We start from the raw sequence: 15888 nt of genomic DNA, 5'->3' as shown, positions 1-15888 counted from the left end.
TCTTTAACAAAATAGGGTCAATGACGCCGGCGGTAAAAAAGAAAAACCGGGAAAGGAATACCATCCTTTCCCGGTCAAAGAATTAAGAATTCATCAGCGAATAACTAAATCAAAGTCCTCGCCGTACCCTACATTTTGAATCGTATGAAGCACCTTTCCATTTTCTGTCAGCGCATAACCAAATGTATTTAATACCGGCGTGTTCCGCGGAACTTCCAACATTTTCGACTGCTTCGCATTTGTACGTACAATTCTCAAGGACAGCTTTCCCGGAAAAATATTTACCTTTTTTTCCTCTCGTAAATATCGATATAGAGAATCATGATCTAAGTTCACATTTAACAGAAACGCATATTCCATGGGAAAAACATTTGTCTCAATAACAATCGGTCGCTCATTCGCATAACGTAAACGAACAATTTCAACAGCCTGTTCTCCCGGCTTCAGGCCCAATTCTGCCAAAACCGTATGGTCTTTCGGACACACCACTTTTGCACTAAGAAGTTTTGAGCTTGCCTTCATTCCGTTTGCAATGCATAGCTCCGTAAAACTGATTTTTTCCGTATTCAAAGATTTATAAATCGTTTTTGTGCAGACAAATGTTCCTTTTCCCTGTTTCTTCTCAACCAATCCCTGACTACAAAGCTCATCAATTGCCCGTCGTATTGTAATTCTGCTGACACTGTATATTTCACTCAGTTTACTCTCGATCGGAAGCTTTTCTCCGGACTTATAGACGCCTGTCGTTATATCTTTCTTCACAGCATCAATAATCTGCTGGTACAAAGGAATAACGCTATCATACTCAATGGTTCCCATTCGCTTCCCCCCAATCCACAAACGCTTTCCGCAATCTATAGTAAAATATTATTTTTATTGTTTAAATCATCATAACACATACTATATCATCATTCCAATATAGATCATATTTTTTCTTCATATTTTAATTTATTTTGAATGCAATAATAAAATTCTTTTAAGTATTTGACACATACAGTCTTTTCTTACGCAACAAGGCTGGATAATGCTCCCGTTTTGGAGACTATCCAGCCTATCGAATATGATAAGGAAAAGAAACTATAACGTCTTAATTGTGAAGCCTCACTCGACTAAAGTCACGAGTGTACAGCTGGTCATCAATACTCAAATTTCCACATATATCTACGATATGACATCGGATGCATCCTTACCTCCCCCATCGCTGTAATAAACTGTTTCGTAATCGGATGAATAAGAAGCGAATTGAAATACTCTGCAACCTTTTCGTCTAATCGATCCAAGCCAAGTTTTTCCGCATCAATAATATAGTGGTGTCCGGCAAATTTGTTCAGAAATCTCTCTGCTCGGTCATCAAGATATCTTGTTCGTCCAGCACTCTTCAGGAGAAGTATCGCAAGGTCCTTATCGGTCGTCTCAAATGCCCCGTGGAAATACTCTCCGGAATGAATCGGAACACAATGAACCGTCTGCATCTCCTGGAAAAAGCAGAAAGCATCGGAATATACCGCTTCATACGTAACTCCGCTTCCGAGAACGTTCCAAACCTTATCGTCCTTATAATCCATGGCAAATTTTGCCGTATCCTCTTTTACCTTTTCGTAAGCTTTTCCATAGATTTCCGGCATCAATTCAAATGCTTTCTGAGCCTGATCGTAATACTCGTATCCTTCATACTCTTTCAAGAGCCAAAAAGCAATTTTTAAAGCAGTACCCTGACTGTTATAATGAATTAGGGAAGGATCTTTATACCACTCATCTGCATGATAATAGGTAATATAAAACTGTGCGCTCTGTGCAGTAAGACTGTCATCATAACCTGTAAGGCCTACTGTTACTGCGCCCAGCTTATTCGCAGTCTTTACCGCTTCCACCGTTTCAGCCGTAGCCTTCGTCGATGTGCAAATGACAAGTGCATTCGATCCCACCGCCTTAGGTGTTGCATAGACGAACTCATTGCTATTATATCCGGCAATCCGAAGATTGCGAGCTTCTGCATTCAAAAGATATCTTGCAGGATAACTTGAAGCAAGCGATCCGCCGCAAGCCACAAAAATAACAGTCTGCAAACCTCCCTCTCTCTTCGCAAACTCTTCCTTTACTCTATTCATTACTTCCGTAACTTCGCTCATTCCCATAACCATGATTGTTTCTTCCTTTCCTTAAACCATCATTCATTTGCCCTAAGCTTTTGAGTCGCGTTTTCATCAATGACGTAGTCGCCATTTTTCTCAATAATCTCAACACCGTAGAGGTCCCGAGCAGCCTTCTGCGATACCTTTTCTTCAATCACATCACGCAATACGAGTTCTGCATCTCGCTTCTTCGGATTCCCATATCCGCCTGCCCCCGGTGTAACAACGCGGATAATATCTCCTTTATTCATGGTTTTTGACGTCGTCTTATGCCCCATTTGGGTTACCGTACCATCTGGTTCAATTCGATAAAATGCTCCGCATCCGCCTTCCAGACCTCCGGCTAATCCCCATGGATGGAATTTGTGTCGATCCCCCAGACCGGTGTATTTTACACCATCCTGCAGGATTTCCAATTCACGATTGATTGCCAAACCACCTCTCATCATTCCAGCTCCGCCCGAATCTTTCATCAATTCGTACCTACGCGCCAGTATCTTATGAAACTCCATTTCCGTCGCTTCAATCGGCATATTGGACGTGTTGGTCATGTTAACCTGGGTTCCTGATAATCCATCATACTCTTTGCTTGCTCCACCGCCTCCTGCAATTACCTCATGAAAAATGAAGACCGAATCCGTTCCAATCTCGCCGGTTCCGGCAAGAATGGTTGTTGTGCATGCTCCGTTTCCAGCCGTAGTAACGCTCTCCGGAAATAAAGGTGCCAATGCCCCGAAAATCGCATCCGGAACTCGCTGACTGCAATCCATCTGTGCCCCGACCGGTGCCGGTTCAATCGGATTTAAAATGCAGCCCTTGGGCGCAATAATCCTGATCGCACGATTGATTCCTTCATTGACCGGTATGTCACTACCCATCAGTGCCTTGATAGCAAAGAATACGTCAGCTTTGGTACATGGATATGGAACATTGATCGGTGCCTCAATCTGATCTGCAGTGCCGGTAAAATCAATGGTGAGGTCATCTTCTTTTATGGTGACTTTAACCTTGATCGGAAGCGGATCCGGGTATTTCTCTCCGCAACCGTCCACATAATCCGTAAATTCATATACCCCATCCGGAAGCTCTTTTACGACCGCCCTTACACGGCGTTCCGAATAACTTACCAGTTCTTTCATGCAGTCGATCAGTATATCGTGATATCTCCCGTATGCCTCCTGAATTCTCTGTACTCCGATCAGGTTTGCTGACATTTGTGCGGTAAGATCTCCATATCGTTCCTGAGGTACCCGAGAATTATCAAGAAGCAGATCCATAACACTCGGTAAAATCTCATCATTTTCCCGAATTCGGATCACAGGGATCCGTAAACCCTCCTGAAACATGCTATCTGCATCTCCTGATGTGGAACCCGGTACCTTTCCGCCAATATCCGAATGATGACCGATATTTGCAATCCAACCGACAAGCTTTTCGTCCACAAAAGCCGGTGCGGCAAATACAATATCCGGCAGATGGTTACCTCCTCCATGGTAACAGTCATTTGCCACAAACATATCTCCCGGCTTTATATTCTCTCTTCCGAATTTCTCATAGATATTCGGAACAACGCTCAACAAAGAACCCAAAAGTGCAGCTAGACTTTCTACCTGTGCAACACTGTTTCCATCCGGATCAATCACGGCAGTACAAACATCCCGTCGTTCCTTCATATTGGTCGAATACGCACTTCGAACAATAATTCCATATGTTTCTTCCGCAATCGACATGAGAAGATTCCGAACAACCTCAACCGTAACAGTGTCTACTTTTTTCTGTCCCATCTTAGTTCTCCTCTCTATAGTCAATCTGCAGATTATCGTATCCATCCACATGAATAACCCAATTTTTCGGAACGACCAGTGTCGAATCCATCTGTTCGCAAATGCACGGGCCAGGAATACTCTGTCCTGCAGTAAAATCAAAGCGTTTGTAAACCGGCGTTTTTATCCTCTCTGACTCTCCCTGAAATAAAACGTCCCGGATTTCAACCGGAGCCGGTACAGGTACTTCCGGATGCAATTCTTTTTTTACAAACTCCGGTTTATCAATAGTTCCAACCGCTGTCAGACGATAGCTGACAAACTGCACCGTTGCATTCTCGTTACAGTATCCATAGCTTCTTTTATGCTCACGGTGAAACGCTGCTATGGATTCTTTCAACAGCTCCTCATCTATTTTTCCGGTTGAAACAGGGATATTAATCTCAAAGTTCTGCCGAAGATACCGCATATCAATCGAAAACTCGAAGTTCCTCCGCACTTCCGGTATTCCTTCCCGGTTGAGCGCTTCCGTTCCCTGCCGAATCATATCTTCAAACATTTTATTTACGGTTTTCAGATTCTCCGCGGTTCCATCTACAATTGATGTTCTACTGATATCAAACCTGGTATCTGCAAGCAGAAGTCCCAGAGAGCAAAGTGTTCCTGCATGAGGCGGAATAATGACTCTCTTCATACCAAGTTCTTTCGCCACCTCACAAGCATGAAGCGGACCTGCACCGCCAAATGCCATAAGACTAAATTCGCGAACATCATACCCTTTCTCAACAGATACACTTCTTACAGCCCGAACCATATTCGAATTCACAACAGTGATGATTCCATTCGCAGCTTCTTCCGTCGTTAATCCGCTCATATTACTGATTTTTTCCCGAATTGCTTTCTTGGCCAACTCCACATCAACATCCATTCGTCCGCCAAGAATTTTCTTCTGGTTCAGTTTTCCAAGAACGATGTTCGCATCCGTAACACAAGGATTCTCACCACCGCGCTTGTAGCAGGCCGGTCCCGGTGTTGCCCCTGCAGATTCCGGCCCTACTTTTAACGCTCCGCCGGCATCAATCTTCGCGATCGAACCACCCCCTGCACCAATTGTAATAATGTTGATCATTGGAATTCTACAAGGATATCCCTCTACATCGCGTTCATTTGTGACCTGTGGCGTATAGTTCTCGATCAGAGAGATATCCGCACTAGTCCCCCCCATATCGAATGTAATAATCTTATCTGCATTACACTGTTTCCCAATGAAAGCTGCGGCAACTGCTCCGGCCGAAGGCCCGGATACAGCACATTTGATCGGACAGTCAATGGTTTCTTTTATGGAAATGATGGATCCATTTGACATGGTAATGTATGGTTCCACGTTCACGCCCATATCATGAACGGATTCTCTAAAATTATGAACGTACTTCTTCATCACCGGCCCAAGATAACTATTCAGAACCGTGGTGCTCATACGGCTGTATTCGCGGAATTCCGGACTGATTTCGCAGGAAGTCGTAATATACGCCTCTGGATACTCTTCTTCAATCAGTTTTCGAATCCTCTGCTCGTGATCCGGGTTAATAAAACTGAATAACGTGCACACAGCAATGGCAGTTGCATTCTTATTCTTTAAATACCGAATAACCTCTCTTGTTTCTTCTTCATCAAGCTCGGTCTCAACAGAACCATCATAAAGAATTCTTTCCGTAACGCCGCAGTTAAGGCCTGACGGAATCAACGGATATGGTTTCTGTGCCTTCAAGTCATATAATGAAGGTCTTCTCTGTGTGCCGATTTCCATAAGATCTTTAAAACCTTTTGTTGTAATCAGTCCCACCTTCGCGCCCTTCTTTTCGATCAGCGCATTTGTACCAACAGTGGTTCCATGCGCAAGGTACGATACTTCTGAAGGGGCTGCTTTCTTGATGTCTAAGACATCCTTTACCCCCTTTACAATTGCTCTGGAAGGATCATCCGGAGTTGAACTGTCCTTGTAATTAAACAGTTCCCCCGTCTCAAGATTAAATACGGAAAAATCAGTAAAAGTTCCGCCCACATCTACGCCGATCATGTACCCCATAAATCGTTCACCTCTCTGATAACTGACAATGCTTTTCTTTAGGACCTTTTGTATTGTTATATAACGATATATGATGATTGTAATATCAAAATAGCACCGCTGTTTTCTTATGTCAAGTGCAATCCCTGTGATTTTACCCTATCCGTTCCCTCTCTTAACGTGACACAGTCTTTGTAATTTCCTGTATTCTGTTATACATTTCTTCCGGAACTCTGATCCCGTCTCCGGATCCTCCAGAAATCAAACATATCTTCGACGAAAACTCTGCAGCTCTCTCTAGACCATTCCGGATAATGGCCTTTCGATCATCCTTTTTTTTCCATACATCTTTTCCCATTTGTGTCACATTCTCTGCTACTGCGACCATAAACGCCGACGCAAAACTATCTCCCGCACCCATGGTGTCAATCGCCTGAACCAAGTGCGGCAGCTGTCGAAAATGGTTTTCTCCATCGCTGGCAAATGCCCCATCGCTTCCCCGCGTAGCAACAACAATGTCACACCCTTTTTCATGCATGTGTTCACACAGATTCCATATCTCTTCTTCTGACAGATCACTGCATGATGCAAATGCTACGTCAACGTATGGGCATACACGGTTCACCCGTTCCTCTTCCGTCCATCGATAAGAAAAATCATAGCTAATCCACGGACCTAACCCCTTCAATTTCGGCAGTTCCAAATCGGTAAATCCATTATTGGACATATGAACCGCCTCAAATCCAGAAATATACTGAAGATCATTTTCCTGAAGAATGATCGGATGTTTTTGAAGTACTCCTCCCCTGTTACTTCCGCAAAAAACCCGATCCCCGTCTTCCAGTTTTACGCACGCAAAGCCATTCTCCTCGCCCGGATATATTCTTGTATGGCTTCGATCAATACCGCGCTGATCCAAAATCTCTATCACACGTTGCCCAACGGGATCATCCCCATGCGCGCCAATAAACGCACTTTCTGCCCCAAGCATTCTTGCATATGCAGCATAATTAAAGGCCTGACCTCCCGGATACATTATTCCGGTGTGAATATAAATATCACAGACGTTATCTCCAATTCCGATCACCTTAACCATGAGTTCTCTCCTTGTATCATGCCTCTAGTTTGTGTACTTGATAAAAGAGCCATGTGTCATGCTATATTAACAGCGTTCACATGGCTCTTGGTTGATCATGAAAGTATGCAGAAAAGCTAATTCGGCTCACTGCATTTTCTTTTCACTCTCCGACACACGCCATGATATTTAACCACTCAAATCATCAATTCTTGTGTGTCTTTTCGTATTCTTCGTTAAGTTTTACTACACGATCATAAAGATCCGGTGTCTTAAAGAATCCCTCTGCCTGAAGCTGGGATCCAAGGTCCGCTGCAGCCGCCATAAATGCATCTTTATCAATGTCCACAAAAGTAGCATTTCCTTCTGTTTCCAGCCACTTACGATCTGCTTCCCATGTAGCTTTGATCTGGTTGTTATAAACATCCTGACTCTTTTTTGCTGCCACAGTAATGATCTCCTGTTCTTCTTTCGGAAGCGCATTCCACCAGTCATTTGCAAAATAAATGCACTCTACCGGATATGCGTAATCCACCTCTGAGAAAAACGGTGCAGATTCATAAAGACCTGCAGACCGATATGCGTCTTTCGAGCATTCGCCACCATCTACCGTTCCCTGTTTCAGTGCATATGCATATTCCGACCAGGAAACAACAACCGGCGTTGCCCCCATCGCCTGCGCATTCTTCTCAAAAATCGGAAGCTGCGGAATACGATATTTCATCCCCTTCATATCTGCCGGAGTTTTTAACGGCTTCTTTCCAAAGAATCCTCTTGGGTTCTTTTTGTATCCATACGCTACAACATGGAATCCATTGTCATCCAAATCGCCCCAAAGCGTTTTCGCGTCGTCTGAACCAAGAAAATTCATCATCTGTTCCGATGAGCCAAATGCAAACGCCATAGAAAGAATGTTCAGATCTGTAGAATACGATGCAAGAGAATCCAATGAACTCATCATGCCTTCCTGAAGTCCGGTCTGAAGGTTCTCCATCATGGTTGCCTCGTTACCGAGCTGCTCTGCCGGATAAAAATCAAATCTGTATTTTCCGCCACTGTTCGCGTTGATCAGATTGCAGAAATAATCGCATGCTGCATATGCTGGTTCGCCGACCGCTCCGGCATTTCCAAATTTCACAACCGTTGCTTTGGAATAATCGATGGATTCTGCAGCTTTTTTCGCTGATGCTTCATCCAAATCCATGCTGACACTTTCTGTTGCCGAAGTTTCCGCTGATCCAGCGGCTTCGGTTGTAGCCTCTGTCACCGCTGCTGTCGATGACGGCGCATTCGTGGCTGACTGTGTTTGTGCTCCGCTGCATGCGCACATTCCGGCTACCATGGTCCCGGCTAAAACCAGACTTACTGCCTTTTTCATAAATTTAAACCTCCTTTAAAAGTTTGATGTTTATATAACATCTCTACATTACGTTCAATTTTTTCGGTTCATCTGCTGTTGCATAATAACGAACCACATCATTTTTACTGCACCTTGTCACACCGCACCGAGAAGTCTCGGAATGAACATCGTAATCTCCGGAACAAATGCAACCAAAAGAAGGGTTACCACCATCGGTATCAGAAACTGAACTGTATATTTTAATGCTGTGTCGAACTTTCCGCCTGTAGCCTTACAGGTTACAAATAACGCCGGAGCCATCGGTGGCGTAATCAGTCCGATCGTAACGTTAAGGACCGCCATAACACCCATGGTAATGTAACTCATACCAATTGCATTTGCGATATTCATCAGAAGCGGCGCCACCATGATCAGAATCTGCATGGACCCAATGAAACAGCCAAGGAACAACAAGATCACATTAAGAAACAGAATAATGATTACCTTATTTCCAAGAGCCAAAATCGCATTGGACATAACCGTAACCAGTCCGGATGTGACAATAACCCAATCAAAAATCAACCCGGCTGCGCAAAGAGACATTGACATTCCAACACTGGAAACAGTATTCCGAAGAGCCCGGAAGAACATTTTACGATTGAATTTTTTCAGAACCACCGCACAAATGACACAATACATTGCAGCAACGGTTCCGCACTCTGCTGGAGTAAACGCGCCGGAAGATACGCCAAAAATCAAAATGGCGGGTCCACCAAGTGCCGGAAGCGCCTGAAACGTAGCCTCTGCTCTCTCTTTCAAGGTGAACTTTCTGGTTCTTGGACACTGAATCCCCTGTGTTTTTATGGAAATTGTGCTCCACACCATCATAGAGACACCCATCAAAATACCAGGCAAATATCCGGCATCAAACATGGCAAGTGTCGAGCATCCCGACAAAAAAGCCCATACAACAAAGTTAATGGACGGAGGAATGATTGGTCCGATTCCTGAAGATGCTGCCGTAACGGCAATGGAAAAATCCTTGTCATAACCGGCATCGCTCATGGTTTTTACCTCGATGGTTCCTAGTCCTCCTGCATCGGCGAGTGCAGATCCTGACATTCCCGCAAAAATCATGGACGCCAGAATATTTGCGTGTGCAAGGCCTCCTGATAAATGTCCAAGCCACTTCTCACACATATTAAACAGCTGATCGGTTAACCCAACCTCATTCATAAAACATCCCACGAACAGGAACGATGGAAGAGCCAACATATTAAAGTCTGAAAAAGATGCAGCCGTCTTCTGCGCAAACATGACAAACTGCTGATGATTGACAATCAGAAATTCCAGCGCTGACACACACATCGCATAGGTGATAGGCATCTGGAGAAGAATAAGAACAACAAATGTTCCGAAATAAAGGAACAACCACATATCAAGACTAATCAATTGCGTTTCCCTCCTCACTTGGTAGTGGTGCCACGATCAGGTCCGACTTAATGACCGGATACGCAATTAGTTTATATGCCGTGTAAACCGATAGAATCACAGCCATAACAAGAACCGGAAGGGCGTAGTAATATGCTTTGCTAAAAAAAAGCCCTCCTACCGGTGCCTGTTTCTTCTGCAATTCAAAAAGCTTCATGCTTCCCGGAATAAACGTAATATGAAGAATCATAACAATCACGTTTATGCCATTGAATATTACTGTCCTCACCGACTGCGGAAGATTCTTTACAATGAATTCCAGAATTGCGTGGCCGTTCTGCCAATACACCGTGGCCCAAGAAAGACAACAACTCCAAATCATGAGGGCAACAACCAACTCATCAATCCCGTAGATCGGGTTTGAAAAAACATACCGCATCATTACCTGAAAACACAGGAGCGTCATAAATGCAAATAGCAGAAAACCTGTGAGCAATTCCAAGCCATGATTAAACTTTTCCAGTATGTCGCCTGTTTTTATCAGTATTTTTTTCATACGTTCGCTCATGAGAAAAATATTCTCATGTCTTAATCCCTCCTTATCTTCATCATAACTTATATATCGTCATATATCATTATATACTGAATGATAATCTTCCTTTTCTATGAAATCAACACTTTCCTGCATCTTGACAGCGATTTGTATATTATGATGAATATTTATCTGAAAATTTGTGCAACAAGTGCACTTTCTTTGTCTTAATCACGCTGTTCTTAATATCATCCTTCTGTTTTTTTGATCATGAATAAATGAGAATAGACAAGAAAATATAAGATGATAAGAAGGATGGATCCCACAAAGCTCAACCATAGATTTCCTTTGACACCGAAGAGATCGTACAACTTTCCTCCCAATATATTTGCGCTAAGCGTCCCGATTACATTTGATACCATTAACCCCATGGAAACAGTAAAATTGTGTAATCGCTTATCCGCATATAATGAAAACAGTTCAACCGAAACATCAAAGTACATTGCAAAACTGAAGGACTGAAGAATCTGCCCGAAATAAAGACTCCCCTCGGAAGGAAAAACCATTATCATAACAGGTCGAAAAAGATTTAAAAGTAACGCCAAAGTACACTCAGTTCGAAGAGACGTCATCTGCCGTATTCTCTCTGCGCAAAACAACATCAAAAATTCTCCTATCGCCCCGCTTGCACATACATGACCAAATAGAATGTCTCCATTGTCATACTGTCGGCAAAACAATGCCAGAAAACTTCCGATCGGTCGATGACTCATCCAATACAAAATGAACAGAATGGTACAAAGTTTGAATCGCACATTACGAAACAGGATTTTGAAGGACTCCTGCATGGTCAACTGGGACTGGACTATTTTTTCTGATGTGTTTTTTTTGTTTCCGGGCACTATTTCCGGAAGGCATTTCAAAAAAGGGATTATAAGAATAAACAGTGCTGCCTGAATCAAAAAATAGAACTCATATCCATTATTCTCAAAATAGTATCCCGCAACCCACGATATGATGGCAAATCCAATAGAACCGATAGCACGAATTTTACTGTACACGATTCCGGAATTTATCTGCTCGGCAGCATCTGTAACCCATGCGTCCATCAACTGAATAAACGGATATGAAAATCCTGCTGATACCACGATCATGATCACGCAAAGGATTATCTTCGACCGGACTATATGAATAAAAGCGTACCATATCACCAAGAAACCGCTGGCGAAAATCAGATATCTCTTAACCGTCAGAAAGGAATCCGTCAGGAAACCGGAAACCGGCTGCATAATGATATTGGTAAGAAGCATGAAGCTTGTTACGATCCCACATACTGTTGCGCTAAGTCCACAAGTAGTCAAATAGGAAACAATGTAACTGGAGAACAATGCATAGGCTCCATAATAGATAAAATATACGCTGTAAAACACTGCAACTCTCCTATCATATAATCGAGGCTGGAATTGAAAGGAATACAAGGTGTTTATTCAAAATACAGTTTCCTTCTATCCATCCTTGTTCAAAAAAGCAGTACACCGTCTTTCCATCGGTACTCTGGCCCAAATCAGAATACCCGGCCTCTTTCGTAATAAACAATCCCTCATTCCATTCTCCTGGATTTCTTCCACCTCGGCGAATCCGGAGATTTTGCCGAGCATCTTTACTCCAGCTTAAATCTATTCCTCTTCTCCTTGCCTCTAAACACGCAATATCCTCAAATGCACAGTTAGAAAACAGAAGACTTCCATCCTTCATACGCAAAAGACTACCTGCACAAATTGGGTCGGGCAGCGCCTCGTTCAAATATGGTATCCCCCAGCGGTTTATCCTGCCCTGTACAAATGCTCTTTTTCTGTCCTTTTGACTTCCGTGTCGTAGTGTCGCCAACAGTCTCCCGTCTTCACATTCCACGATCGATCCCTCTGTTGGATTCTCAACTCCATTTTCAGATCCAACAATATTACTTCTCGACCAGCTCCTCCCTCCGTCCTGACTGCTTATCGTCGCAAATACTGCTGGTGAATGTGCTGTCTCAGAAGAACTCATCCAAAGTGGAACGATCAATTCTCCATTTTTCGTGCTGATTCCGTGTCCACAAGAAACCGCGAACTGTCTCACATTCCAACCATCCCTCCTCCAGTCAAGAATCACATCTGTGATCTCACATGGTTCTCCCCAGGAATATCCACTATCACCGGAAATCTGATAAAACAAACGCCGATAATCCACGTTCCAAAACAGGAAAACTCTTCCGATTTGATCGCAAAGCATAAGCGGATTATGCAACATATGGATTCCGCTATCCGCTTTAAGTATTTGTATGTCCGACCAGTTTTTTCCGTTATCTTTACTTCGAACCATTAGTAATGATCTTCTTTTCTCATCCCTCTGTCGGCCCTCAAAATACAGCAAAATATCACCGTTTGAAGCTGTAATAATACCTGGTACACGGTACATATCGTATCCACCTTCGTGACAAGTTGTGATTATCCGAACGGCATTTTTATTTAATACATCCTTTGGTTTCGTGATCATTTCCGTAATATTATTTTTCTCTCTTAACTCTCCCATAATGCACCTCCAAAGCTGTAAAAACTTCCAGCTCATCTGTGTATCATTATATAACGTCTTAATAAGTATTATATTTTTCTATTACTAAATTTCAAGATCCCAATTATACTATCCAGATAAAAGGGGCTGGGGCACTAACTAAAGTTAGTGCCCCAGCCCCTTCAGAATACGAACGATATGGTATATGGATTTCCACTTTCTATGACCTTTTTACAGGGGCATCCTTCCGGTGTACCTCAACAGTACTTCTTTTTCAGTACCGGTTTGACTGCCGCACTACAACCGCCAATCAGTTTTCGAGTCAATCGCTCATCGGCATCCGGATAAAGCTCTATAATATGCTGCAAGATTGCTTTTCCGGATTCTGCCGGTTCCTCACAGTATCTGGAGGTCACATGATCATACCCCCAAACAGACTCCGGCTTTGCATATATGGCGATGGGCCAGCCATAGAACCCGCCTTTCCGGTTCACTCTTTGGCGGAATTCTCGGACAATCAGGTAGGTTCTCATCTGAAGGTCTGTCAGTGTCCCTTCAAAGCCTTTTTCCCCGTCTTTTCCGAAGCCTGCCCGGGCTTTTATTTCATTAGAATAGATTTCATCCTCATTCTCGAAGAGATCCATGATTTTCTTTTGCTTTCGGGAAGCCTTCTCATCATCCCAGAGCGCATCAAAGTCATAGCCGTTCCGCCGGAAGTTTGCAAAATACGGCAGCCATTCCTTTGAGATAAATCCCGCCTTCTTCTCAAAGAACTTTCCGTAGGCGACCTCGCCGCTTTTTGCGATCTGTTCACGCCATTCCCACGGATCCACTTCCGGATCTCCGCTCCACCAGTATTCCGGAACCGTCTGCTCTTCCAGCGAAAAACCCGGAATATCATTTTTAAAAAGCGGCAGAAAGCCGATCTCGTTTATGTAGTTTATTGCATCCTGAACCATATGCAGGCATTGGGGATCGTCCCATTTTACGCCATGCATGATCCATTTGCCGTTCTCATTTTCCATATATTTCCTCGCTTAGAATCCGCGGACGCAGCATAATAATACCATTCTGGTGTACATGGTGTACAAAAAACCGCAGATCTATGTCATTCTTCATAACACAGCGGTAAGAGAATCCGGTTCCACGTGGCATTTGAAAAACCAGATCTCTACGCCTGCTTTTTTTGCTTCTTCCAGTGCCTCTCCAAACTCCGGATGGGTATTGACATTTGCTCTCACCTCGGAAACCCCATCCATCTGGATTACGAAAGCAAGGATCGAATGATATCCGTCTTCCCGGGCCTTTATCAGTTCACGGATATGTTTTACCCCGCGCTCTGTCGGCGCATCCGGAAAGAAGCCGATGCCATCTCTTTCCAGCGTGCATCCTTTCACTTCCATCAGATACTTTTCATCCCTACGCTCCATGTAGAAATCGATGCGGGAATCCCCATATGTATACTCCGGCACAACCCTATCATAATCCTGCGATAGCAGCCACTCTTTCACTAGCTTGTTCGGAGCCTGACTGTCTATGTTGAACAGAATCCCGGTGTCTTTTCGAACCGCTATCAGGTCATATTTTGTTTTTCGCCCGGGCGTTCCGGGAGCCGTCAGCCATACCTCACATCCGGGAATCAAAAGTTCCCTGCAGCGTCCCGTGTTCTTAACGTGCACCGTTTCCCTATGCTCGTTTATTTCCACCTCTGCAATAAATCGGTTGGGACGCTCTACAAATACTGCTTTCGTGACATTGTCGTAAATCAATACCGTCTCCTGTGGTGATCATTTGTTTTCTCAAGACATCTCATTTTTTTTGTTTCGCTTATCCATCGCTCAAATCACAATATTGCAGATGGTCACACCTCTCCGTTATCCGGAGACTGAAGAGCTATGTAAGAATCGTAGCATCGGACCACCTTCTGTCCCCAGCTGTGTGCTCACAACAACGGGAACACAGCTGCGACGCGCCGGTTGCAACTCCGGCCAGAATCTGAAATGTCCATTTTTCGGGTTGAACTTCCTCACTATACCGTAATCTCTATCTGATTTCCCTCAATCCCTACTATACAGCTCTCGTAGTACCCGTCACCCGTGGTACGCGGACCGCTTACAACTTCGTATCCGTCCGCCCTAAACCGCGCGGTTAATTCATCCACCCGTTCTTTACTGCCGACCGAAAAAGCAATATGAATGTAACCTGTGCGATTAAGCGATTTTTCCATCTCATCGATATCATTTTTATTCATAAGCTCAAGTCGTGCACCGTCATCAAACGAAATAAAGTAGGATCGAAAATTCGTATTTGGATTATGATATCCATCATTGGGCGTGCCGCCAAGATAATTTGTAAAAAAATCCTTTGCAGCCTCCAGATCTGCCACATACATCGCGATATGTTCAATTCTCATTGCGTCATTTCCTCCTCGGTCAATCCCCAAGCAGCAGATTGTGTCCTCCAGGCTCAGATTCCTTTTTCCATTATACCCCCTCTTTTACTTCACCGCGATACCTGCGCCGCAATTTCCAGACTATATACTATCCTCTTTCCATAGTGATGGACGTGATGTATGCTCACTCCCAAACGAGGATGCTCACACGAAAGTCAACGGGGACGAGATCATCAGACCCCGTCCCCGTTTTCCGTGGAGTTTTGCTGCCTGTCCCAAACTCTATTACGTACAGACTCGCATTCATCCTTCTCTTATTCATTTGCCCTATTCATTTGTTGTATTCTTTTCCGCTGACTCTTTCTGAATTCTCTTCTTGTTTCCGGAAAGATCCATCACCGCGAAAATGGCATTGATCAGACACCATCCGGACCAGATTGCAAGGTCCGAAAACTTTCCATGACACAGGAATCCCATCAGAGCTGCAACCCCAAAAATCACAATCAGCGAGATTGCTGCGCCTTTCCCTTTGGAATTTCTGGTCGCAATCGATACGATACCTCCGGACAGCATCAGAAATGCCACAACAAAACCGGCGGCACCGGACAA

14 protein-coding genes are annotated in these 15888 nt (G+C 43.9%); all 14 read right to left on the bottom strand.

What is annotated here, in order from left to right; translation table 11 throughout:
• Positions 1-93: 93 nt before the first annotated feature.
• The 14 genes from BR86_RS0110825 to BR86_RS0110755 all read right to left on the bottom strand — a co-directional run bounded on the left by BR86_RS0110825 (position 94) and on the right by BR86_RS0110755 (position 15888).
• Positions 94-819: a GntR family transcriptional regulator gene (locus BR86_RS0110825; protein WP_051684754.1), complete on the bottom strand. Its 726-nt coding sequence runs from the start codon at positions 817-819 to the stop codon at positions 94-96.
• A gap of 317 nt (positions 820-1136) precedes the next feature.
• The gene (locus BR86_RS0110820) at positions 1137-2141 is read right to left on the bottom strand and encodes a hypothetical protein (RefSeq protein ID WP_051684753.1); all 1005 of its coding nucleotides are present in this window, start codon (positions 2139-2141) and stop codon (positions 1137-1139) included.
• A gap of 26 nt (positions 2142-2167) precedes the next feature.
• The gene (locus tag BR86_RS0110815) at positions 2168-3916 is read right to left on the bottom strand and encodes a hydantoinase B/oxoprolinase family protein (RefSeq protein ID WP_031473816.1); all 1749 of its coding nucleotides are present in this window, start codon (positions 3914-3916) and stop codon (positions 2168-2170) included.
• 1 nt (position 3917) lies between these two features.
• Complete coding sequence (locus BR86_RS0110810) at positions 3918-5981, bottom strand: hydantoinase/oxoprolinase family protein (RefSeq protein WP_031473814.1); 2064 nt, start codon at positions 5979-5981, stop codon at positions 3918-3920.
• 154 nt (positions 5982-6135) lie between these two features.
• Positions 6136-7056 carry a PfkB family carbohydrate kinase gene (locus BR86_RS0110805; RefSeq protein WP_051684752.1) on the bottom strand — a complete coding sequence of 307 codons (921 nt, stop codon included), beginning with the start codon at positions 7054-7056 and terminating at the stop codon, positions 6136-6138.
• 184 nt (positions 7057-7240) lie between these two features.
• Positions 7241-8413 carry a TRAP transporter substrate-binding protein gene (locus BR86_RS15270; RefSeq protein ID WP_075034489.1) on the bottom strand — a complete coding sequence of 391 codons (1173 nt, stop codon included), beginning with the start codon at positions 8411-8413 and terminating at the stop codon, positions 7241-7243.
• A gap of 117 nt (positions 8414-8530) precedes the next feature.
• Positions 8531-9826 (bottom strand): TRAP transporter large permease, encoded by a 1296-nt coding sequence (locus BR86_RS0110790; RefSeq protein WP_031473808.1) that lies wholly within the window; start codon positions 9824-9826, stop codon positions 8531-8533.
• Positions 9819-10361 carry a TRAP transporter small permease gene (locus BR86_RS0110785; RefSeq protein WP_161767319.1) on the bottom strand — a complete coding sequence of 181 codons (543 nt, stop codon included), beginning with the start codon at positions 10359-10361 and terminating at the stop codon, positions 9819-9821. Before BR86_RS0110785 ends, BR86_RS0110790 begins: the two co-directional genes overlap by 8 nt.
• Positions 10362-10585: 224 nt before the next feature.
• Complete coding sequence (locus BR86_RS0110780) at positions 10586-11767, bottom strand: MFS transporter (RefSeq protein ID WP_161767317.1); 1182 nt, start codon at positions 11765-11767, stop codon at positions 10586-10588.
• A 13-nt stretch (positions 11768-11780) separates the two neighbouring features.
• The gene (locus BR86_RS0110775; RefSeq protein WP_051684751.1) at positions 11781-12908 is read right to left on the bottom strand and encodes an exo-alpha-sialidase; all 1128 of its coding nucleotides are present in this window, start codon (positions 12906-12908) and stop codon (positions 11781-11783) included.
• 236 nt (positions 12909-13144) lie between these two features.
• Positions 13145-13912, bottom strand: a complete 768-nt coding sequence (locus BR86_RS0110770) for an AlkZ-related protein (protein ID WP_051684750.1) — start codon at positions 13910-13912, stop codon at positions 13145-13147.
• Positions 13913-14002: 90 nt separating this feature from the next.
• Positions 14003-14656, bottom strand: a complete 654-nt coding sequence (sfsA, locus tag BR86_RS0110765) for a DNA/RNA nuclease SfsA (protein WP_031473798.1) — start codon at positions 14654-14656, stop codon at positions 14003-14005.
• A gap of 260 nt (positions 14657-14916) precedes the next feature.
• The gene (locus tag BR86_RS0110760; RefSeq protein ID WP_031473796.1) at positions 14917-15300 is read right to left on the bottom strand and encodes a VOC family protein; all 384 of its coding nucleotides are present in this window, start codon (positions 15298-15300) and stop codon (positions 14917-14919) included.
• Between the two features lie 306 nt (positions 15301-15606).
• The gene (locus BR86_RS0110755; RefSeq protein ID WP_051684749.1) at positions 15607-15888 is read right to left on the bottom strand and encodes a hypothetical protein; all 282 of its coding nucleotides are present in this window, start codon (positions 15886-15888) and stop codon (positions 15607-15609) included.

Origin of the sequence: [Clostridium] aminophilum DSM 10710 (assembly GCF_000711825.1) — a bacterium.
GTDB lineage: Bacteria > Bacillota > Clostridia > Lachnospirales > Lachnospiraceae > Clostridium_R > Clostridium_R aminophilum.
This window is presented reverse-complemented; position numbering and strand designations above follow the sequence as displayed.

What these genes read in the sequence shown, in the direction of transcription:
- BR86_RS0110760 (WP_031473796.1), bottom strand. Translation starts at nt 15,300, where the DNA reads ATGAGAATTGAACATATCGCGATGTATGTGGCAGATCTGGAGGCTGCA.
- BR86_RS0110805 (WP_051684752.1), bottom strand. Translation starts at nt 7,056, where the DNA reads ATGGTTAAGGTGATCGGAATTGGAGATAACGTCTGTGATATTTATATT.
- BR86_RS0110815 (WP_031473816.1), bottom strand. Translation starts at nt 3,916, where the DNA reads ATGGGACAGAAAAAAGTAGACACTGTTACGGTTGAGGTTGTTCGGAAT.
- BR86_RS0110825 (WP_051684754.1), bottom strand. Translation starts at nt 819, where the DNA reads ATGGGAACCATTGAGTATGATAGCGTTATTCCTTTGTACCAGCAGATT.
- BR86_RS0110810 (WP_031473814.1), bottom strand. Translation starts at nt 5,981, where the DNA reads ATGGGGTACATGATCGGCGTAGATGTGGGCGGAACTTTTACTGATTTT.
- BR86_RS0110820 (WP_051684753.1), bottom strand. Translation starts at nt 2,141, where the DNA reads ATGGTTATGGGAATGAGCGAAGTTACGGAAGTAATGAATAGAGTAAAG.
- BR86_RS0110770 (WP_051684750.1), bottom strand. Translation starts at nt 13,912, where the DNA reads ATGGAAAATGAGAACGGCAAATGGATCATGCATGGCGTAAAATGGGAC.
- BR86_RS0110785 (WP_161767319.1), bottom strand. Translation starts at nt 10,361, where the DNA reads ATGAAAAAAATACTGATAAAAACAGGCGACATACTGGAAAAGTTTAAT.
- BR86_RS0110775 (WP_051684751.1), bottom strand. Translation starts at nt 12,908, where the DNA reads ATGGGAGAGTTAAGAGAGAAAAATAATATTACGGAAATGATCACGAAA.
- BR86_RS15270 (WP_075034489.1), bottom strand. Translation starts at nt 8,413, where the DNA reads ATGAAAAAGGCAGTAAGTCTGGTTTTAGCCGGGACCATGGTAGCCGGA.